A 21,229-nucleotide genomic window follows, 5' to 3' on the forward strand; every position below is an offset into this window, starting at 1 on the left:
AAAATAAATTAGATTATGAAAGCTGTCATTTTAGCCGGTGGCTTTGGCTCAAGATTGAGTGAAGCTACAAATTTAATTCCAAAGCCAATGGTGGAAATAGGAGGGAAACCTATTTTGTGGCATATAATGAAGACTTATAGTTATTACGGAATTAATGATTTTATTATCTGCTGTGGTTATAAACAATATGTCATAAAGGAATATTTTGCTAACTATTTTCGGCATAATTGCGATATGACAGTAGATTTATCTAATAATCGTGTCGAGATTTTAGATAATCATTCTGAAAACTGGCGTGTTACGATGGTAGATACCGGATTGAATACAATGACGGGTGGCAGAATAAAACGAGTCGAAAAGTATTTGGAAGATGAACCATTTTTGTTGACTTATGGTGACGGTGTGACAGACTTAAATATTGCAGATACTATAGCCGAACATGAGAAATCTGGTTGTTTGCTTTCTGTGACTGCTTATAAGCCGGGCGGGAAGTTTGGAGCATTAGAAATCGATTTGGGTACCAATAAGGTGAAGTCTTTTATGGAAAAACCGGATGGTGACCGCAATTGGATAAATGCAGGTTATTTTGTTTGTGAACCGGAGGTACTAAGTTTTATAAAAGGTGGTGATTCTACTTCTTTTGAGGGAAAACCTTTGGAGGAGATTGCTAAAGCTGGACAAATGCATGCTTATAAACACCGAGGATTTTGGAAGCCGATGGATACCTTGAGGGATAACTCGGAATTGAATGAGATGTGGGAGCAAAATAAAGCTCCTTGGAAGGTTTGGAAATAAAATAGATAGAAATGGTCGATACTTTTCATAATTTTTACCGTGGAAAGAGAGTTCTGGTGACAGGGCATACAGGTTTTAAAGGATCTTGGCTTTCTATATGGTTACATGAGTTGGGTGCTGAGGTTATTGGACTAGCATTAGAGCCAACTTCTGAAAAGGATAATTATGTGCTTTCAGGAATTGGTACTATGATAACCGATTTGCGTGGTGATATACGCAATGGAGAATTGCTCAAAGAAATCTTTAAAACCTATCAGCCTGATATCGTCTTTCATTTGGCTGCCCAGCCTCTTGTTAGGCTTTCTTATGAGATGCCTGTCGAAACATATGAAACCAATGTGATGGGAACACTTCATGTTTTAGAAGCGATTCGTGCTACGGAGAGTGTGAAAGTAGGAGTTATGATAACTACTGATAAATGTTATGAAAATGCAGAGCAGTTATGGGGATACCGGGAAAATGAACCTATGGGGGGATATGATCCTTATTCTTCTTCAAAAGGTTGTGCCGAAATTGCGATATCTTCATGGAGACGCTCTTTTTTTAATCCTGCTGATTACAATATGCATGGTAAAGCAATCGCAAGTGTTCGTGCTGGGAATGTTATTGGAGGTGGGGATTGGGCGAAAGACCGGATAATTCCTGATTGTATAAGAGCTTTGGAAGCTGATAAGACTATTGATATTAGAAGTCCTAAATCTATTCGTCCATGGCAGCATGTTTTAGAACCATTAGGAGGCTATATGCTATTGGCGAAGAAAATGTGGGAAGCTCCTACTGAATATTGTGAAGGATGGAATTTTGGTCCGAAACTGGAGTCTGTTGAAAATGTGTGGGGAATTGCAGAACGTGTCATAAAATATTATGGTAAGGGTGAACTTTGTGATTGTTCTGATCCAAATAGCTTGCATGAAGCTAAATTGTTAATGCTTGATATTTCAAAGGTTTATTTTAGATTAGGATGGCAACCTAGACTTGATTTGGAACAAACTATTCAAATGACAGTAGAGTGGTATAAAAGGTATAACGATGAGGCTGTCTATGATTTGTGTGTGGAACAAATCAATAAATATATAAATGAATGAAATATAATTGATGGGAAGTAAAACGATACTTTTAACAGGTGGTAGTGGTTTCATCGGGCGTAATATACATGAGAGCTTTTTGGTTGATAAATACAATGTATTATCTCCTTCAAGTTCGGAGTTAAATGTAGCGGATGAAAAGAGTGTTGCTGATTATTTGCATAAACATACGGTAGATGTTGTCATACATGCGGCGGTGAAACCAAGTCATAGAAATGCAAAGGATTTCTCAAATATATTTTATATTAACACCCGTATGTTTTTTAATTTGGAGAAATATAAGGAGTGTTTTGAAAAAATACTAGTAATAGGTTCTGGAGCGATATACGATAATCGTAATTATCAGCCTAAAATGAAAGAGGATTCATGGATGGAACATATACCTGTAGATGAACATGGATATTGTAAGTATGTATGTGAGAAAGTTATTGCTCATTGCTCTAATATTTATGATTTACGTGTGTTTGGTATTTTTGGTAAATATGAAGACTATGCTATCCGTTTTATTTCAAATGCTATTTGTAAAGTCTTATTTAATCTGCCAATTTCGATTAAACAGAACCGCAAGTTTGATTATTTATATGTAAATGATTTTATGCCTATATTAGATTGGTTTGTGCAGAATGAACCTAAATATAAAGCTTATAATATTACTCCAGATTCTTCAATCTCATTATATGACTTAGCGGTAATTGTACGTGAGGTAGCGGGAAAGCCTTTACATCCGATTGTTGTATCTCAAGAAGGGATGGGGTTAGAATATAGTGGGGATAACTCTCGTTTGAAGAGTGAACTTGACCTTAACTTAACTCCTTTGGCATTGGCTATTCGTGATTTATATATATGGTATTCAGATAATAAAGAGCAATTAGATAGAAACCTTTTGTTGATTGATAAATAAAATGGAAATTATTTTGCATCATATCCGAAAACATAAATTTGCATATGCTTTAGTTGTAGTTGTATTGTATCAACTTGCGTGTGCAGTACAGGGTTTTGACTTGTCTGACGAAGGTTGGGGAATGTATTTTTATCAACAAATATTTAAGAATCCTGAATGTGTGGTAGCGCAGATGCCATATTGGGTTACTGGTGCAATTGGTGGAGCATGGAATCTATTGTTTCCAGCAGGAGGCTTCTTAGGAACACGGATTTTAGGAATAATAATAGTGACAGGAACATTCTGTCTTTCTTATGTGTTTTTGAAAAAAAGTATAAATTCAGGTTGGTTATTAGTTGGTTTGATAGCTCAAATGTTAATAGTTGTCGGTGATCCTAAACCTTATGGCTATAACTCATTGACTGCTTTTATTGTACTTTGGGTTGTTATTGTTTTTTGGCGGGGACTTGAAACTGGTAGGCTTGTTTGGTTCTTTATTGGTGGATTTATGTTAGGTGTTAATATCTTTGTTCGAATACCTAATCTAGCTATTTTACCCATTATATTATTAATTCCGGTTTGCCAATATTGGAAGAACGGTAGTATGCGTTTTTTTAATAGTCAAATGTGGACGGCTGCTTGGGGGACGATTGTGGGGGTAGCAGTAATAATTGCGGCTATGTACTATTGGGGATATTGGGCTTTTTTTATGGAGGCCATGACAGGGGTAGCTAGCAGTGCAACCGATGAGACTAATTCTCACCAGTTTGGGAGGTTAATTGTAAGATATGCAAAGAATTATTGGGGAATAATATCTGTGGGGGGGATTGTTGTGTTATTGGGTGAAGTTTATACTTGGTTGCAGAGTAAACTGATAAATAAATATTCCTCATGGGTATTGAATCTTTTGTTTGTGCTTGTTTGGATTTTTTTAGGTCTATGCTTTAATAAGGCTCTTCGGCATAATGATATGTATTTTACTCACTTTATATCTTATGTTGGCACTATATTAATTCTAATAAATTATAACCGGAGTGAAGAACTTCGTATGAGATATGTGGCTTTAGCTTCTCTTTTTATGATTGTCTGTATGCCTTTGGGGAGTGATCAAGGTATTAATACAATGTGGACATCAGCTTGGTTAGCTCTGCCATTAGGGACAGCTTATTTGTGTCGTTTATTTGAAGATGAGGTTATTTGGAATGAGAAGCTAGGAAAATATTCTATGTATAAGCGTTATGTACGCTGTTATTTGTGCATTATATTCGTGAGCTATATAGCTTGTGGTATTTATAAAAATGATAATTTGGCTTATTATGATCCGGATAGTCGATTGGAAAAAGTGCATTCTATTGATAATCAGTATTGTCGTTTTATCTATACAGGCTCCTATCGTGCAAATTTAATGAATGACTTGTTGCCTGTTTTAGAAAAATATGTGAAGCCTGGCGATTTTCTTTTAGTTTATAATTTTATGCCGGGACTAAATTATATGACAGATACACGCTCGTATATTTCGAATGCTTGGCTATGGTGTCTTTCGGGAGCCGAATTAGAACGACAGTTGCAATTTGCTATGTCAAAAAAAACTCCACTTCCTGTTGTATTGCGACAGAATTTTAGAGCTACAAATTTATGGGGGGACTATGATCCTTATTTTATGGATGTTAATCATCTTCCTGAAAACGTTTTATCTCGTCCGGATCAAATAAAAGCTATGAATAATTTTTTAGATATGAATCATTATAAAACAGTTTGGACGAATCGCTATTTTGATATATTATTACCTGATGTTTAATTAGTGAACTAATGAGTATGAAGATATTTTCACATGCTATTGATGTTACATTTATTCGGTTTGTATTAATTGGTCTATTGAATACAGCTTTTGGTGTGGGAGTATATTGTCTTTTTGTTTATTGGGGGATACCTTATCGTGTTGCTGTCTTATTGAGTACTATATTGGGGGTGTTATTTAACTTTAAAACAATCGGAACTTTTGTTTTCAGAAACACAAAGAATCGATTGATTTTTAAATTTGTAGCAGCTTATGTTATTGTTTATTTTATAAATATAGGGCTAATACATTTGTTACTTGAATTGTCCGATTTAAATGAGTATATTGCAGGTATAATTGTTACTCCTATTGTTGCGATTGCATCATTTGTTCTGCAAAAACGATTTGTTTTCAATTAAAAAGAATTGCGGCAGGACTGAAACAATATAGAATCTATTCTATACAACAGCCTTTTTGATGTTTTAATTATCATATGTAAATGATGGTTAATTGTTTGTGCTTGTAGTTAATTATATAGAATATGAGGGAAGGGAGCTTCTGTTTTGATTTATAATAATTTGTTAAATATTGAAAAATGGATCTAGTACTTCCTGATTAAAAATGAAACAAATAAACAATAACCAGAATTTTATATATTGCATGTCTTTAATAGCATGCATGTGGATTATCCTATTATTTGTAGATCCAACAACACAAATGAATGTTTTCTTTTTGCGAGTTGGAGACTTCTTTGCTGATTTTTTCAATACATTAATTTATATTGCAGATAAGGATCCCTATTTTAATGAACTTAATGGGACTTTGAATAAGAATTATTTGCCATTTGCTTATTTGATTTTATATCCGTTTACTAGAATGATTAATTATTCTGGGATAACTTTATCAGATTGTTGGGCGAATGGGACAGCATTAGTTAGTGGATTTCTTTTCATGTTGTTTTCTCTTTATGTTTTTTTCATTCTCTTTATTTGCTATGTAAAAAAATGGATGTAATGTAACACAGGTTCTATTTATTGTTTTTTTTCTGCAGCTAATTTATACGTATTAGAACGAGGGAATCAGATATTGCTTTCAGCTGCGTGCGTTAACTATTTTCTTTTGTTTAAGGATACTAAAAACTGTCGATGGATTGCGGCTGTTTGTTTGGCTATTGCTTCAGTATTGAAAGTGTTCTCTGTTGTTTTTGGTCTGTATTATTTATGTACAAAATCATATAAATTATTATTTTATTATATTTCTATTTGTTGCTTGTTGGCTTTGCTGCCCTTTTGTTTTTTTGAAGGAGGATTTGATAATATTAGGCAATTATACAATAATGTTGTAGCACAAACTGCTGCTTATGGACAAGATTCTTCTGTTTATCGTTATGGCATAATTCCTCTGTTGCTACAGATTGATGAGAAATTACCGTTGGAACATAAACTTCTGTTTTATTCTATTGGAAAATACATGACCTATTTTTTAGGGGGATACACGCTTCTTTTGAGTGTTAAGGTTAACTCTTCTTTTATTAAAATAGCTTTGCTATCAATGTTTTGTTGTTTGTTTCCACAACAGGCTTTTGCATATAATGTAATTTATTTATTTCCAATTTTTATAGGATTGCAATTTGTTGTAGAGTTGAAAAAAAATGCACCTAGAACGCTATTTCTAGTTTCTTTTCTGTTTATTATTATATTCTTTCCGATACAAATGCCAAGCTCGATAAATGTTGCTACTCATGTAATCAATAATGTAGGTGCTATATTACTTTGGCTTGTTTTGCTTGTAATGGCAACTCGGGAGTTATTGTTTGAGAAGAAAGTTAATACGAAAATACTTGTTTGACTGGTTGTTTATTCTTTGAGATAATGTTATATGAGACTTTTTCTGTTGGTTGAGGTTAGGTTTACATGAAACATTTTGGATAATTCGTTAATTCTCTCTACTTTTGTTTCTTACAATTTAGATTCAAGTTGTGTTTGACTTAATAATTGAATATAACCTAACCTAATTTTTAACATATCAACCTTATGGAGGTAAAGAAAAAAATAAGTATTGTAACTCCTTGCTATAACGAGGAAGGGAATGTACGTGAACTCTATAATCAAGTCAAACAGCAGTTTGATGCTTTGACTGATTATACCTATGAACATATTTTTATAGATAATGCTTCTAAAGATGGCACTATTGACATTTTGCGTGAATTGGCGAAGAGTGATAAGAATGTTAAGTTAATATTGAATATTAAGAATTTTGGACATATACGTTCTCCTTATTATGGGTTGCTACAGGCAACTGGTGATGCTGCGATATTGATGGTTGCGGATTTGCAAGATCCTCCTTCGTTAATTTCTGATTTTATTAAAAGGTGGGAAGAAGGACACCAAATTGTATTAGGAGTAAAAAGTAAAAGTAAAGAAAACCCGCTTATGTTTGCGCTGAGGAAGATGTATTATCAGCTAATGGCAAAGTCTTCTTCTACGGAACATATTAGTAACTTTACAGGTTTTGGTTTATATGCTCAGTCTTTTTTAAATACTCTTCGGAGTATTGAGGATCCATATCCTTATTTTAGAGGAATGGTCGCAGAATTAGGAGCTGATTATTGTACTGTTACATATACTCAGCCGGTTCGTCAAAGGGGTAAAACCAAGAATAACTTTTATACTCTTTATGATATGGCAATGCTGGGGTTTGTGAATCACTCAAAACTTCCTCTCCGCATGGCTAGTTTTATTGGATTTATTGTAGCTTTAATTAGTTTATTGGTAGGGTTAGTCTATTTGGTATATAAATTGGTTTATTGGGATAGCTTTAGTGTGGGGATGGCTCCACTGGTAATCGGACTTTTCTTTTTTTCTTCTGTGCAGTTGTTGTTTATAGGCATTATTGGAGAATATATCGGTGCTATTTATACACAAGTAAGAAAACGTCCTTTAGTGATAGAACGCGAAAGAGTAAACTTTTAATAACTAAAAAAATAGGCTGTGGTAAAAGTAAGCGACTTTATTTTTGAGTACTTGTATGCTCAGTATGGTGTAGAACAAGTATTTTTAGTGACAGGTGGAGGTGCGATGCATCTTAATGATGCAATTGGACGTAATAAACATATTAAGTATGTTTGTAACCACCATGAACAGGCAGCGGCAATTGCAGCGGAAGGCTATTATCGTTCAAGTGGGAAACTTTGTGTTACTAATGTAACTACGGGACCTGGTGGAACGAATGCCTTAACAGGGGTTTTAGGACAGTGGTGTGATTCAATCCCGGCATTATATATATCGGGGCAAGTGAAGCAAAGTACTACAATTTGTGCGTGTCCTGAATTAAATCTTCGGCAATTGGGTGATCAGGAGGTTGATATAGTTGATATCGTGAAACCTATCACTAAAATGGCAGTGATGGTGACTGACCCTTTGGATATAAAGTACTATCTTGATAAGGCTGTTTTTTTAGCTTTGAATGGCCGCCCAGGTCCGGTATGGTTGGATGTGCCATTAGATATTCAGGGAGCTGTTATTGACGAAGAAAAATTGCGTGAATTCTCATCGGAAGAGATAGAAAAAGAAGCTCCTCTGTTAAAAGAAGAATGTGTAGAATTGCTTCTTCAAAAGATTCAGGCAGCGAAAAGTCCGGTTGTTTATGTTGGTAATGGAGTGCGTCTGGCCGGAAGGGTAGATCAGTTTTTGTCGATCGTAGAAAAACTGAATGTGCCTGTCGTGACTGCTATTAGTGGATCGGATATTATTTGGCATGACCATCCTTTGTGTTTTGGAAAACCTGGAATATGCGGAGATCGTATCGGTAATATAATGGTACAGAACTCGGATTTGTTGATTGTGTTGGGAACTCGTTTGAGCATCAGGCAGATAAGTTATGCATATGACTTATTGGCTCCCAAAGCTTACAAAGTGATGGTCGATATTGACGAAAATGAACTGAAGAAACCTACTCTTTCTATTGATTTGCCAATTCATGCAGATTTACGAGATTTTCTGGATCTCTTTCAGACTAAATTGGCTGGGACATGCCTTCCGTCTTTTGAACATTGGAGAAGTTGGGGACGTGCGATTGAAAAAGAATTGCCGACTTTGTTTGATGATAATCCTTCTATACCGGAATATATAAGTTCATATGTTTTTGCTGATGAATTGTTTAAACAGTTGCGTGAGGGGGATGTAGTGGTGACTGGAAATGGTACGGCCTATACTTCGACCTATCAAGCTATGAAAGTAAATAGAGGAGTACGTGTATTTGCAAACCAAGGTTGTGCGGCTATGGGGTATGACTTGCCTGCTGCTATTGGTGCGGCAATTGCTAATGGCAAAGGTCGTACAATTCTTGTAACGGGAGATGGAAGTGTTCAAATGAATATTCAAGAGCTCCAGACGTTGTTGACTTATCGTATTCCACTGAAAGTATTTATATTGGAGAATCAAGGGTATTTGGCTATCAAGACAACTCAGCAGTCTTTCTTTCAAGGGCATTATATAGGAAGTGATCCTGGTAGTGGAGTGGTCTGTCCTGATATGGAAAAGATAGCTAATGCTTATGGTATTCCTTTTGTCAGGTTAAATCAGGAAGGAAATTCTTTAAAAAGTTCAATAGCTGCTGTTCTTCAGTATGAAGGAGCATATATTTGTGAGATAAAGATGCACCCGCTTCAGACCCTTTATCCGAAGTCTGCTTCTTTTATGGATAAGAATGGAAAAATGTCTTCTGCTCCTTTAGAGAAAATGGCTCCTTTTATGTCTGATGAACTTCAGGAGAAATGTATATATTGTCATATTTAATTAGGCAGGCTACTTATGAGTAATAATACGATACTACTTTCTCTTTGTATTCCTACTTATAACAGGGTGGGAACTTTGACTGTGATGTTGGAACGAGTCGTACATGATCCGGATTTTAATGAGGAAGTGGAGATTGTAATTTCTGATAATTGTTCTACTGATGATACAGAAGCACAAATACGAAGAATGGCTTCTGAGTATCCTAATATTAAATATTATCGTAACTCGGAAAATGTTCAAGACCGGAATTTTTATTTAGCTCTTTCTAGAGGAAGAGGTCGCTATCTGAAGTTATTGAATGATTATATATTATTCAAGGTAGGCGGATTAGGAATAATGAAGGATTACATACGCAAATGTGAAAGTGAAGATGTTAATTTGTTTTTTTATTCGAATCTCCGGAAGCCTTATCGCAGATCAAAAGAAGTCCAAATCGAAAATGTGGATTCGTTTGTGCGTATAATTAATAATAAAATTACTTGGATTACGAATTTTGGTGTTTGGAAGAAGAACTTTGAGGAGCTTCGGTATGATGATGAATTATGGAAGACTCAATTGGCGCAAATGGATTGGACCTTACATGAGGTCTCATTGCGAAAGTCACTCGTTGTGAACTATCATTGTTATGAAACTTTGGTTGTGCCTAATAAAAAGATGTCCTATGCTTTCTTTATTCCTCATGTTGTGAACTATTACGGTATTTATAAAATATATATGGAGAGGGGGCTTATCTCAGAAAAAACTATTGAATATGATAAATATCGTGTTCTGTCGCATTTTGTAGGTAGCCGAATTATTCAATATCTTTATTTGGAGAAAGAAGTTTCTTTTGATATGTCAACTGCAAGAAACGTTTTGAATGAATATTTCGGAAATGTTCCTTATTATAAATATTTGAAGATAAAGGGGCGTTTTTTGGAAGTATTACAAAGAAGTGGTTTATTGCCAACTTTAAAATCGTTTCGTAGAAGTGTGTTTAAAAGACGGTAACTATTTTAAGAGAGAAGGTTGGGTAAGGGCATTCTTTTGCCGACTTCTCTCTGAATTTATGTATCGTACTACTTGCATTGAAAAATGTTGTAATTTACAAACGGTATTCAACACCCTCTCGGGATATAATTGTATTTCATTTATCATATTCTCATGATTTTAATATAAACATCAGATAATAAGAGAAATAGACTATGAGAAATACTTTCAGAAACAAGCATTTCTCATAGTTTTTCCGCAAAATGACGCTAATTTTGCTCATTTCTCATACTTATTGGATTCATTTCTCATAATATCCCGGTCCTGGTATATAAATAGGTTGCGTAGGTTTCCCGATATTTTGCAACTTGCCTTCTGCTTTCAATCTGCGTATTTGTCGGCTGGCCATACTTTGAGTGAAGCAACAAATTGACTGCATATTAGTACGGGTTAATACGGGATTCGTTGCAAAATATTCAGTGAGTTCCCGATCAATTTCTTCTTCTGAAAGAGATGCGGAGTGCGGTTTATATTTTGAACGTCGTAGATGTGTGGCCATGCACGAACTTTTCAAATCTCTGTCAGCCTGGAAGTTGATGGATTTAAGTTTCACTTTGTCCGCACGAGTGGTAAGTGAGTGTATGGGTTCGGTGGCTTGCAACGTGATTTGAAAATAGCCGATTCCATCCAGGTGTACTCTTTCACCTTCGCGAAGATGATTGCTCATGCATCTACTTAGCTCCATTAACATAGCTTCTACTTCTGCTTTTCCGAAAGTGGTTGCCATATGGATTTCTCTTGCCAGTCTTTGGGTGGTGACATGCTGGAAATTAACCACCCGGGGGTGGTAACTTGGTTCTTCCCCTTCTTTTGCAGGTTGGGGATTCTTATAAAACTCGAATTGTATTGCCATTTCTGTTCTAATTTAATAATGGTTTATATGTTATGTTACTTAGGTTGTTGTTACATCTTGCCTTCATTATTTTATTTTCTTACCGGCATCTTTATCGTTCTACTCCAGTGGATAGGCTGTTGCACTCTAGTAGACAGAACTTTTTACTGTAGTGAACAGGTCTGTCTACTGTAGTGGAACGGTTGGGATATCCTTTCAAAGATACGACAATATTAGGTGAAAAACAAGTAAATGTTTAGTTGTTTACACGTAAATAATAGCTTGACTTTATACAAAATAAGGTTGGCTGGCATAAGAGGGATAGGGTTGTGCCGACTATGAGAAATACCCTGAAATACAATGAGAAATAGGCGGATTATGAGTCGGAATATAGGATAAAGTATGAGAAATGCCTACTGGAAAATGTATTTCTCATAGTGTATCTGTTTGATTACCTATGCTTTATCCGAAAACGATGAGAATATGAGAAATGAAATTGAAAAATCTTTTCTAGTAGCGAAAGGTGGAACAAGTGCTTTTAAAATTTGTTTGTGTGGAATATTTACAGTACTTTTGTGCGTGGTAATAATCGCCCTACACAAAAACATGCAGGACAAACTAAATAAGTAATGAGAATAACACAAATCAGAGACGACGGCAAAGTGAACACTCTGCGGACGTTAAAAATCGAACAGCTCGTAGAGCTAATGAAAGTGGAAACCAAAGCGCAACTCGTCTCGGGAATGAGAGAAGTCCTGCCTTATATACTTCCAGGTGATAAAAATGACTATGTACAGAAAGTGCCGAAGCTACTTCCTGCAGCCGCCTTTGTCCGCAAGAATGGAATAATGACGATGGATGAGTACAATGGGGTTGTGATGATTCAGGTGAATAATCTGTCTGGGCTTATGGAAGCAGATGAAGTGAAAGAACGCGTGAAGGAGTTGCCTCAGACTTACCTTGCTTTTACCGGTTCGTCCGGAAAGTCGGTAAAGATATGGGTGCGCTTCACCTATCCCAATGACCTTTTGCCTGCTGACCGCGAACAGGCGGAGCTTTTTCATGCACATGCTTATCGGCTTGCCGTGAAGTTCTATCAACCTCAGCTTCCTTTCGACATTGAGCTGAAAGAACCTTCGCTGGAACAATATTGCCGTTTGACTTTTGATCCGGATTTATATTTCAATCCCGAGTCGATGCCTATCTATATGAAACAGCCGATGGCTATGCCGGGAGAAACGACTTATCGTGAACAGGTACAGGCGGAAGCTTCGCCCATGCAACGGCTTGCGCCGGGATATGATAAGCATCATGCGCTTTCTGTGCTTTTTGAGGCGGCTTTTGCCCGTGCGCTGGATGAGCAGGTGAGCTATTCTCCGGGAAATGATATACATTCTTTATTGGTTTGCTTGGCTGGGCATTGTTTTCGTGCCGGTATTCCTGAAGAGGATACAGTGAGGTGGTCCCGCGCTCATTATCGTTTGCCGAATGATGATTTGTTGATTCGGGAGACGGTGAAGAATGTGTATCGCACTTGCGAAGGATTTGCCGATAAGAGCAGTTTGCTGCCGGAACAGCTATTTGTAATGCAGATGGACGAGTTTATGAAACGGCGCTATGAGTTCCGCTTCAATCAGTTGACTTCACAGGTGGAGTGTCGGCAGCGGAACAGCTTTGATTTTTATTTTCGTCCGGTAGACAGGCGGTTGATGGCAAGCATTACGATGAATGCGCAATACGAAGGACTTAAACTGTGGGACAAAGATGTGGTGCGTTATCTGAACTCGGATCGTGTGCCAATCTATCAGCCTGTTGAGGAGTTTCTTTATGGACTTCCTCACTGGGATGGAAAGGATCATATCGGTGATTTGGCTAAACGGGTTCCTTGTAGCAATCCTCATTGGGCGCAATTGTTTCGTCGTTGGTTTCTTAGCATGGTGGCTCATTGGCGTGGGTTGGGAAAAAATCATGCGAACAGCACTTCACCTATATTGGTAGGCCCGCAGGCTTACAGGAAGTCTACGTTTTGCCGTTTGATTCTTCCGCCGTGTTTGCAGGCGTACTATACGGATAGTATTGATTTTAGCCGAAAACGGGATGCGGAGTTGTACCTGAACCGCTTCTTGCTGATTAATATGGATGAGTTTGATCAGATTGGTATTACTCAGCAGCCTTTTCTGAAACATATTCTGCAAAAGCCTGTCGTAAATACGCGTCGTCCGAATGCTTCGGCAGTGGAGGAACTTCGCCGATATGCTTCTTTTATCGGAACAAGTAATCATAAGGATTTGCTGACGGATACTTCCGGTAGTCGTCGTTATCTAGGTGTTGAGGTGACGGGCGTGATTGATGTTGTCCGTCCTGTCGACTATGAACAGCTTTATGCACAGGCAATGGCGGCGCTATATCATAATGAACGGTATTGGTTCGACGAGAAGGAAGAAGCTATTATGATGGAAGCTAATCAGGAGTTTGAACAGTCGCCGGCTATAGAGCAGTTATTCCTGGTGTATTATCGGATTGCGGAAGATGACGAGGAAGGGGAATGGATGCTTGCTGCGGATATATTGCAACGGATACAAAAGGCGAGTAAAATGAAATTTTCTCCCGGACAGGTTAATTATTTCGGACGGATTATGCGAAGACTGGGAGTGAAGTCGTATAGGAAGACGCACGGGGTTTATTATCATGTGGTGGCTGTTACTCAAAAAGATTAGCAGCACATATAGACTTTATTATTTTATAATAATTATCTTTGCGTAATAAAACGAAGAGGTATGAAGACAATGATAAGAAATCCCTTTATAACAAGCGGACGTGTATCTGCTGATTATTTTTGTGATCGTCACCAGGAGAGTGAACGTTTGGTGCGTGAAGTGATGAACGGGAATAGTCTGGCTCTTGTCTCTACCCGGCGCACGCTTTTTAGGTATTTGGTTGAAAGAAAGTTATTGTGTGAAATACTGGTGTCTAGGGTTTCAATGGCTATATGTCTGTCACTTTCTCGAAGGTGCTTCCCGATAAATCGCGTTAATAATTAGGTGAAACTGCTGTCAGTTAATCAGTTTTATTGTATCTTTGCGATCTTAACTCATTTTATCATAAATAATGAAAGAATTCCTACAACTGATGCGACGTTTTGTGTCGCCTTACAAAAAGTATATAGGATGGGCCGTAGTCCTCAATATATTGTCTGCCGTATTCAATATCTTTTCATTTACTTTATTAATTCCAATATTGAATATTTTATTCAAGACAGGAACGGGTGAAAACGTTTATGCTTTTATGGAATGGGGAAGTGCAGATGTAAAGGATGTTGTGGTAAATAACTTCTATTATTATGTTTCGCAGATCATACAGTCCTATGGAGCGTCAATGGCTTTGTTGTTTTTGGGATTATTCCTTGCATTTATGACATTGATGAAAACTTCGTGTTATTTTGCTTCTTCGGCTATAATGATTCCCTTACGTACAGGAGTGGTGCGTGATATTCGTATAAAAGTATATACAAAAGTTATGCATTTGCCATTAGGCTTTTTTTCAGAAGAACGAAAAGGAGATATTATAGCCCGTATGAGTGGTGATGTGAGTGAGGTGGAGAATTCTGTTACCAGTTCTTTGGATATGTTGTTGAAGAATCCGATATTAATTCTTTTTTATTTTACCACCTTATTGGTGACTAGCTGGCAGTTGACTTTGTTTACTATACTTGTATTACCGGGTATGGGATGGCTGATGGGAAAAGTTGGTAAACGTTTGAAAAGAGATTCACTTGAAGCGCAGGAGAGATGGAGTGATACGATGTCTCAGTTAGAGGAAACTTTAGGAGGCTTACGCATTATAAAAGCATTTATAGCTGAGAGTAAGATGATTGCACGTTTTGTGAAATGCAGCAATGAATTACGTGATGCGACCAACAAAGTTGCCATACGGCAATCTTTGGCACATCCAATGAGTGAGTTTTTAGGAACATTGTTGATTGTGATTGTGCTATGGTTTGGAGGTGCATTAATTTTGGGTGATAGTTCTTCTATTGATGCTTCGACTTTTATTTTTTATATGGTTATTTTGTATAGTATAATCAATCCATTGAAAGATTTCTCCAAGGCTGGATATAGTATCCCGAAGGGATTGGCTTCAATGGAGCGTGTGGACAAGATTCTAAAAGCTGAAAATAAGATTAAGGAAATCCCGAATCCGAAACCGCTGAAAGGACTGAATGATAAAATAGAGTTTAAAGATATTAGTTTCAGTTATGATGGGAAGCGGGAGATTCTAAAACATGTAAATCTGACGGTTCCTAGAGGACAGACTGTCGCATTGGTTGGACAGTCGGGGTCAGGTAAGTCTACTTTAGTGGATTTATTGCCACGTTATCATGATGTGCAGGAAGGGGATATTACTATCGACGGGACAAGTATCCGCGATGTACGTATTGCCGATTTACGCAGTTTGATTGGTAATGTAAATCAAGAAGCTATCCTGTTTAATGATACGTTCTTCAATAACATTGCTTTTGGTGTGGAAAATGCAACGATGGAGCAGGTTGTGGAAGCCGCGAAAATTGCCAATGCGCACGATTTCATTATGGAGAAACCGGAAGGATATAATATGAATATCGGTGACCGTGGCGGAAAGTTGTCCGGTGGTCAGCGCCAACGTATCAGTATCGCCCGTGCTATTTTGAAGAATCCGCCGATTCTGATTCTTGATGAGGCTACTTCGGCTTTGGATACGGAGTCAGAACGTCTGGTGCAGGAGGCGCTGGAACGCTTGATGAAGACGCGTACGACGATTGCTATTGCCCATCGTCTTTCTACTATCAAGAATGCAGATGAAATTTGCGTGTTGTATGAAGGAGAGATTGTTGAACGTGGCAAGCATGAAGAGCTTATAGAACTGAACGGTTACTATAAACGCCTGCATGATATGCAGCAGTTGTAATGGAGTTTGAAACCAGATGAAAAGATTCTCCATAAAACGTTTTGGATACTACCTTTTGTATTTACTGTCAATACATGTAGTAGCTTTGCTTTTTTTCTTTGTTTTTCGACTTACACTATTTTGTTCCATTGATTATCAGTTCCCGGCAGATATTGAAGGCGACCTTGCTTTAAAGTCGGTCGCCTTTGTGCGTGGATTATGGTTTGATAATGTGATAGCATGTTATATCCTATTGCTGCCTTTGGTGGCAGTATGGATAACGGCTTTGTTCAATTATACGGCCAAGTGGCTGTTCCGGTCGGTAGCTGTCTATTTCATTTTGTTTTATTCACTTTCTTTTATCATAGCTGCGGCTAATATTCCCTATTTTGAATATTTCTTTAAGACTATCAATTCTTCAATTTATAACTGGTTTGGATATGGTGGAACAACTGCCGGCATGGTGTTTGGTGAATCTTCCTACTATTTTCCAATCTTTCTGGGCATATTATCTATCGTATTATTCGGTTGGGGAGTGTTTTTCTTAGCCTCATATTTTTATCGCCGAAGCGAGACAACGATATCTCGGATTTCGTGGAAAAGCCGATTGGCAATACTTCCCCTAGGAACTGTTTGTGTAGGGTTATGTTTGTTTGGTATCCGGGGTCGCACAGGGTATAATCCGATTAAGGTAAGTCAGGCGTATTACTGTGATGACCCGTTCCTGAATCAATTGGGGGTGAATCCAGTCTTTAACTTGCTCACAAGTACGTTGGATGATAACCGGAAAGAGAACCGGACGCTGCATCTGATGTCGGAACAGGAAGCTTTGAAACAAGTACAAAACTACCTGCAAAGAAAAGGTGTGGCGGATATTTCTCCGATTGCCCGGAAGGTGGAGCGTGAAGGAGTGCCCAACCGGAAAAACGTGGTTTTGATATTTATGGAATCTATGTCTGCCAATCTGATGGGTAGTTTCGGTTCTGATAAGAAGTTGACCCCATATCTGGATAGTTTATACCGACAGTCATTGAGCTTTGAACGTTTCTATTCATCGGGCATTCATACGAATCACGGCATTTATTCTACGCTTTTCTCCTTTCCTGCAATAATGAAACGGAATGCGATGAAAGGTTCGGTGATTCCTGTCTATTCGGGACTGCCCACTGTGCTGAAAGATAATGGGTACTGTAACTTGTTCTTTATGACGCATGAGTCTCAATATGACAACATGAATGCGTTTCTTCGTACCAACGGATTTGATGAAATCTATGCGCAGGAAAATTATCCTTCGGAAAAAGTGGTGAACAGTTTTGGCGTGCAGGATGATTTCATGTATCAGTATGCACTTCCGATATTAAATGAAAAAGCAGATACGGGCGAGCCTTTTTTCACCGTATTGCTGTCTATCAGCAACCATCCGCCCTACGTCATTCCCCCTTACTTCCATCCTCATAGCGAAAAGCTGGAAGAGCAGATTGTAGAATATGCCGACTGGTCTATCCGGCAGTTTATGGATGCTGCGGAGAAACAACCGTGGTTTGATAACACGATCTTTGTATTCCTGGGTGACCACGGTAAGATGGTGGGTACACCGGAATGTGAGATGCCCCAATCTTATAACCATATTCCGCTGATGATTTACGGAAAAGATATTCCGCCGACTGTACACAATGGATTCGGAGGGCAAATAGATGTAGCTCCTACTTTATTGGGAATGCTTAATATGAGCTATTTGCAGAACAACTTTGGTGTGAATCTTCTCGAAGAAGAACGTCCGTGTATGTTTTTCACGGCAGATAACCTTATTGGAGCAAGAGATCTGACTCATTTGTTTATTTACTCTCCAGACAATCAACAGGAATTTAAGTATAAACTGGAAAATGAAAAATTGCATGTTGCTGCCGATGACGAAGGCTTCGGACTACTGAAGAATTATTGTTTCTCGATGTTGCAGTGTACGGAACAGATGGTGAAAGAACACAAGACCATTGACAGGGCTGCTGTTAAATAAATGTATTCTATGGTAACAAAATCGGTAGTTAGAGAATTTGTGCGCTTTGGTGTGGTTGGTGTGATAGCCACAGTGCTGCATTACGGGATTTATTATTGCTTGAAGTCGGTCGCCAATGTGAATGTAGCTTATGCAGTTGGATATATAATTAGTTTTATCGTGAACTTTTATCTGACTTCGTATTTTACTTTCGGAACGTCTCCTTCGTGGAAGAAACTGGCAGGAATGGGAGGAGCACATCTGATAAATTTCCTGTTGCACATGATTTTACTGAATATTTTCTTATATTTGGGTATTTCTAAGACATGGGCTCCTATTCCGGTATTTGCGATAGTGATTCCTGTGAATTTCCTGTTAGTACGGTTTGTATTTAAACATAAAAAGCTATGAATGGTGTGAGACTTATAATTGTGGTTCCTTGTTATAACGAGGAAGAAGTGTTGAAAGAGACGACTCGGCAATTATCTGGTGTCCTTACCCGAATGGAGGAGGAAGGGAAGATAGCTGAAGGAAAGATATTATATGTCGATGACGGAAGCAAGGATTTGACCTGGCCATTGATAGAGCAATTGTCTGAATCGAATATATGCGTGGCTGGTTTGAAATTGGCACACAATGTCGGTCATCAACAGGCTCTTTGGGCCGGATTGGAGCTGGTGGCAGGCAGTGATTATGATGCCGCTGTATCTATTGATGCCGATTTGCAGGATGATGTGAATGCTATTGTAGAAATGGTGGATTATTTTTCACAAGGTGTTGATGTGGTATTCGGCGTCAGACGAGAACGTAAGACGGATACATTTTTTAAGAAACATACAGCGCAACTGTTTTATAAGCTGATGAGTACAATGGGAGGAGAGATTGTCTATAATCATGCGGATTTTCGCCTGATGAGCAAACGGTCTTTGAAAGCATTGGTTTCTTTTCCGGAACGTAACCTTTTCCTTCGCGGAATGGTCTGTCTTTTGGGGTATGCCACTGCATCTGTTTATTATGACCGTAAAGAGCGCTTTGCCGGTGAATCCAAATATCCATTCACGAAGATGCTGAATTTTGCGTTGGATGGTATCACTTCTTTCTCTGTCAAACCGTTGCGGTTGATTACAACTTCGGGGCTTATCTTTATGCTGGTTTCTTTCTTTGCCATCATTTACGCTTTGGTAGAGTTTATCGGTGGGGATGTTATTAGGGGATGGACTTCGTTGCTTATCTCCGTGTGGTTTATCGGTGGAGCTATTCTGACTGCTGTCGGTATTATCGGTGAGTATATCGGTAAAATATATAAGGAAGTAAAACGCCGTCCGCGTTATCTGATAGAAAAAGAAGTAAACCTGTAAGGGTTTACTTCTTTCCGATATTCTTCTTTTTTGATTCTATTTTTTCTCTTTAAAGTGATATAGATAGATTATATCGCGAATGTCACATCCTCTTTTCGGACTTTGATATACTTCTTCAAAGGAGTATCGCGACTCATATCTGGGTTTGAAGCCCTCGAAATCATGCTTTCCTACTAATAAATATCCTTCTGACGGCATGTCCTTTTCAAACAAACCTATCTGGTCTTTGTGATAGAAGTTAACAGTATAGAAACGTAGCATATCTACGGCTATATAGGAGTATATCTTACTGCCGGAAGCAATTTCCTGAATTTCTGTAGCCATTCCCTTGTCCGACTTGGTATTCAGTATGGCAGGCTGATAAGCGCCATCTAAAGACATAAAGAGCGAGAACGTTACAAAAAGCGTGGCATATACTAATTTCATATCAGGTGCTTTCTGCTTGATTGTATGGAAAAAGTAGATGGCTCCGAGCAAAGGTAAACATATCACAAGGATATGACCGGCATTGAGCGATATATTTTTCAGGGCATTTAAGAAAGCGATGTTTTCAGCAGCATGTCTGCCGTGGAAGATTGTATCAGGTACTAATCCCAGTTGGATGGCAATGAATGTAGCTAGGAGAAGAATACCTGCGACAGACAAAAAGCCGCCATATACTTTGATTGCTTTGGAGTGCCTGCCTGCCAGATACATGATGTATTCTGCCAGGAAATAGGCAATGAACGGGTAAATAGGTAATAAGTAGACGCTGCGTTTGCTCTTGGGGATACAATAGAAAACAAAGATAAGTACAATGCTTAATAAAGAAAAAAGGCGTGTGTTGTCCATCTCTCGGATGTAGGTCGTGAGTTTATTCCACCATTCACGGGGCTTGCCGGTCACTTTGGTATAAGTCAGCGTAAAGAGGGAAAGTAAAACTAACAATGTATAAGGTGCGTAGCCGGACACAACGGTGATGATGTTGTAGTAGGCCGGGTTCTCGTGAGATTCATAACTCATTTTTCCCATGAAACGTCCGAAGTTTTCTTCCATAACTAGCGCGATGAAGTTGTCTCCTCCCTGTTGGTAAGCGGCAACGTACCAGATAGCGGGCAGGATGCAAGAGGTAATGGCAATCAATGCCATGGAAAAGAAGGCTTTGAAGAAGTTGGTACCGCGCAGAAGCAGGTAAACACCGGTCACCAGGCAGGGGAGAAGAATTCCCACCGGTCCTTTGGTAAGTGTGGCGCAGCCCATCAATAAAGTGGCTATCCAGGGAAAGCCTCTTCGCTCCTTCTCACACCATCGGTAAAGTTGGTATAAAGCAAGGACTATAAAGGCGGTTAGCATCATGTCTACGCGGCAGTTCATCCCAGCACGGTGCACTTCGAAATTGCTGAGGGTAATTAATCCCATGAGCAGGGCGATACCGGTTCCTCTACGCTTGGCATAGAATAAGAATCCTCCTAATACCATCGCTATCAGGGCTAGAGCTGACGGCATACGGGCTGTATATTCGGTCACTTCGCCCGTAATAGAAGAAATGGCAGCGATACACCAATGAAAGAATGGTGGTTTATAAGCAATATCTCCACCATTATTGACCGGCAGAATCCAATTGCCGCTTTCGAGCATTGAATACGAAACGATGGCTTCGCGTGGTTCTCCTTTTGTATGGAAATCGGTTAGCCCTAAAAAGGGAAGAAGGGTGATGACACAAATAATAGTCAGAAGAATAAATTGTTTATTTCTCATATATTTATAATATGTGTTAGATGT

16 protein-coding genes and 1 pseudogene are annotated in these 21,229 nt (G+C 38.4%); 15 read left to right on the forward strand and 2 right to left on the reverse strand.

Features of this window, described 5'->3' with window-relative positions; genetic code table 11:
* Positions 1 to 15: 15 nt before the first annotated feature.
* From rfbF to RDN93_RS01585, 9 genes are all read left to right on the forward strand, one after another.
* A complete protein-coding gene (gene rfbF, locus RDN93_RS01545; RefSeq protein WP_279096604.1) occupies positions 16 to 795 on the forward strand; it encodes a glucose-1-phosphate cytidylyltransferase in 780 nt (259 codons plus the stop codon).
* Between the two features lie 11 nt (positions 796 to 806).
* Entirely contained in the window at positions 807 to 1,880 is a 1,074-nt protein-coding gene (rfbG, locus tag RDN93_RS01550) for a CDP-glucose 4,6-dehydratase (RefSeq protein WP_308743911.1), read from the forward strand.
* Positions 1,881 to 1,890: 10 nt separating this feature from the next.
* Complete coding sequence (locus RDN93_RS01555) at positions 1,891 to 2,781, forward strand: NAD(P)-dependent oxidoreductase (protein WP_279096601.1); 891 nt, start codon at positions 1,891 to 1,893, stop codon at positions 2,779 to 2,781.
* A gap of 1 nt (position 2,782) precedes the next feature.
* The gene (locus RDN93_RS01560; RefSeq protein ID WP_308743912.1) at positions 2,783 to 4,558 is read left to right on the forward strand and encodes a hypothetical protein; all 1,776 of its coding nucleotides are present in this window, start codon (positions 2,783 to 2,785) and stop codon (positions 4,556 to 4,558) included.
* 11 nt (positions 4,559 to 4,569) lie between these two features.
* Entirely contained in the window at positions 4,570 to 4,956 is a 387-nt protein-coding gene (locus tag RDN93_RS01565) for a GtrA family protein (protein ID WP_308743913.1), read from the forward strand.
* Positions 4,957 to 5,623: 667 nt separating this feature from the next.
* Positions 5,624 to 6,385, forward strand: a complete 762-nt coding sequence (locus RDN93_RS01570; RefSeq protein ID WP_308743914.1) for a glycosyltransferase 87 family protein — start codon at positions 5,624 to 5,626, stop codon at positions 6,383 to 6,385.
* Positions 6,386 to 6,570: 185 nt separating this feature from the next.
* Entirely contained in the window at positions 6,571 to 7,509 is a 939-nt protein-coding gene (locus RDN93_RS01575) for a glycosyltransferase family 2 protein (protein WP_308743915.1), read from the forward strand.
* An 18-nt stretch (positions 7,510 to 7,527) separates the two neighbouring features.
* A complete protein-coding gene (locus tag RDN93_RS01580; protein WP_279096590.1) occupies positions 7,528 to 9,333 on the forward strand; it encodes a thiamine pyrophosphate-binding protein in 1,806 nt (601 codons plus the stop codon).
* A gap of 15 nt (positions 9,334 to 9,348) precedes the next feature.
* Positions 9,349 to 10,323: a glycosyltransferase gene (locus RDN93_RS01585; RefSeq protein WP_308743916.1), complete on the forward strand. Its 975-nt coding sequence runs from the start codon at positions 9,349 to 9,351 to the stop codon at positions 10,321 to 10,323.
* A 280-nt stretch (positions 10,324 to 10,603) separates the two neighbouring features.
* On the opposite strand, the gene RDN93_RS01590 is transcribed toward RDN93_RS01585, so the two are convergent.
* Complete coding sequence (locus tag RDN93_RS01590) at positions 10,604 to 11,215, reverse strand: HU family DNA-binding protein (RefSeq protein ID WP_308743917.1); 612 nt, start codon at positions 11,213 to 11,215, stop codon at positions 10,604 to 10,606.
* A 608-nt stretch (positions 11,216 to 11,823) separates the two neighbouring features.
* On the opposite strand from RDN93_RS01590, the gene RDN93_RS01595 reads away from it, so the two are divergent.
* From RDN93_RS01595 to RDN93_RS01620, 6 genes and pseudogenes are all read left to right on the forward strand, one after another.
* Positions 11,824 to 13,911 carry a BT4734/BF3469 family protein gene (locus tag RDN93_RS01595; protein ID WP_308743918.1) on the forward strand — a complete coding sequence of 696 codons (2,088 nt, stop codon included), beginning with the start codon at positions 11,824 to 11,826 and terminating at the stop codon, positions 13,909 to 13,911.
* A gap of 60 nt (positions 13,912 to 13,971) precedes the next feature.
* Positions 13,972 to 14,112 (forward strand): annotated as a pseudogene (locus RDN93_RS01600) (ATPase); the annotation flags it as partial.
* 190 nt (positions 14,113 to 14,302) lie between these two features.
* The gene (locus tag RDN93_RS01605; RefSeq protein WP_308743919.1) at positions 14,303 to 16,138 is read left to right on the forward strand and encodes an ABC transporter ATP-binding protein; all 1,836 of its coding nucleotides are present in this window, start codon (positions 14,303 to 14,305) and stop codon (positions 16,136 to 16,138) included.
* 16 nt (positions 16,139 to 16,154) lie between these two features.
* Positions 16,155 to 18,131, forward strand: coding sequence for a sulfatase-like hydrolase/transferase (locus RDN93_RS01610; RefSeq protein WP_308743920.1), 1,977 nt, complete (start codon positions 16,155 to 16,157; stop codon positions 18,129 to 18,131).
* A 9-nt stretch (positions 18,132 to 18,140) separates the two neighbouring features.
* Positions 18,141 to 18,521 (forward strand): GtrA family protein, encoded by a 381-nt coding sequence (locus tag RDN93_RS01615; protein ID WP_308743921.1) that lies wholly within the window; start codon positions 18,141 to 18,143, stop codon positions 18,519 to 18,521.
* Positions 18,518 to 19,468: a glycosyltransferase family 2 protein gene (locus RDN93_RS01620; RefSeq protein ID WP_308743922.1), complete on the forward strand. Its 951-nt coding sequence runs from the start codon at positions 18,518 to 18,520 to the stop codon at positions 19,466 to 19,468. Before RDN93_RS01615 ends, RDN93_RS01620 begins: the two co-directional genes overlap by 4 nt.
* 36 nt (positions 19,469 to 19,504) lie before the next feature.
* Here the strand turns inward: RDN93_RS01620 and RDN93_RS01625 are convergent, their stop codons facing one another.
* Positions 19,505 to 21,205, reverse strand: coding sequence for a glycosyltransferase family 39 protein (locus RDN93_RS01625; protein WP_308743923.1), 1,701 nt, complete (start codon positions 21,203 to 21,205; stop codon positions 19,505 to 19,507).
* Positions 21,206 to 21,229 lie beyond the last annotated feature (24 nt).

Source organism: uncultured Bacteroides sp. (assembly GCF_902491285.1).
Lineage (GTDB): Bacteria > Bacteroidota > Bacteroidia > Bacteroidales > Bacteroidaceae > Bacteroides.

Bases quoted from the DNA above. Each gene is read 5' to 3' on its own strand.
- RDN93_RS01555 (WP_279096601.1), top strand. From the start codon at position 1,891: ATGGGAAGTAAAACGATACTTTTAACAGGTGGTAGTGGTTTCATCGGG.
- RDN93_RS01625 (WP_308743923.1), bottom strand. From the start codon at position 21,205: ATGAGAAATAAACAATTTATTCTTCTGACTATTATTTGTGTCATCACC.
- RDN93_RS01560 (WP_308743912.1), top strand. From the start codon at position 2,783: ATGGAAATTATTTTGCATCATATCCGAAAACATAAATTTGCATATGCT.
- RDN93_RS01615 (WP_308743921.1), top strand. From the start codon at position 18,141: ATGGTAACAAAATCGGTAGTTAGAGAATTTGTGCGCTTTGGTGTGGTT.
- RDN93_RS01565 (WP_308743913.1), top strand. From the start codon at position 4,570: ATGAGTATGAAGATATTTTCACATGCTATTGATGTTACATTTATTCGG.
- RDN93_RS01575 (WP_308743915.1), top strand. From the start codon at position 6,571: ATGGAGGTAAAGAAAAAAATAAGTATTGTAACTCCTTGCTATAACGAG.
- rfbF (WP_279096604.1), top strand. From the start codon at position 16: ATGAAAGCTGTCATTTTAGCCGGTGGCTTTGGCTCAAGATTGAGTGAA.
- RDN93_RS01595 (WP_308743918.1), top strand. From the start codon at position 11,824: ATGAGAATAACACAAATCAGAGACGACGGCAAAGTGAACACTCTGCGG.
- RDN93_RS01605 (WP_308743919.1), top strand. From the start codon at position 14,303: ATGAAAGAATTCCTACAACTGATGCGACGTTTTGTGTCGCCTTACAAA.
- RDN93_RS01590 (WP_308743917.1), bottom strand. From the start codon at position 11,215: ATGGCAATACAATTCGAGTTTTATAAGAATCCCCAACCTGCAAAAGAA.
- RDN93_RS01585 (WP_308743916.1), top strand. From the start codon at position 9,349: ATGAGTAATAATACGATACTACTTTCTCTTTGTATTCCTACTTATAAC.
- RDN93_RS01620 (WP_308743922.1), top strand. From the start codon at position 18,518: ATGAATGGTGTGAGACTTATAATTGTGGTTCCTTGTTATAACGAGGAA.
- RDN93_RS01610 (WP_308743920.1), top strand. From the start codon at position 16,155: ATGAAAAGATTCTCCATAAAACGTTTTGGATACTACCTTTTGTATTTA.
- rfbG (WP_308743911.1), top strand. From the start codon at position 807: ATGGTCGATACTTTTCATAATTTTTACCGTGGAAAGAGAGTTCTGGTG.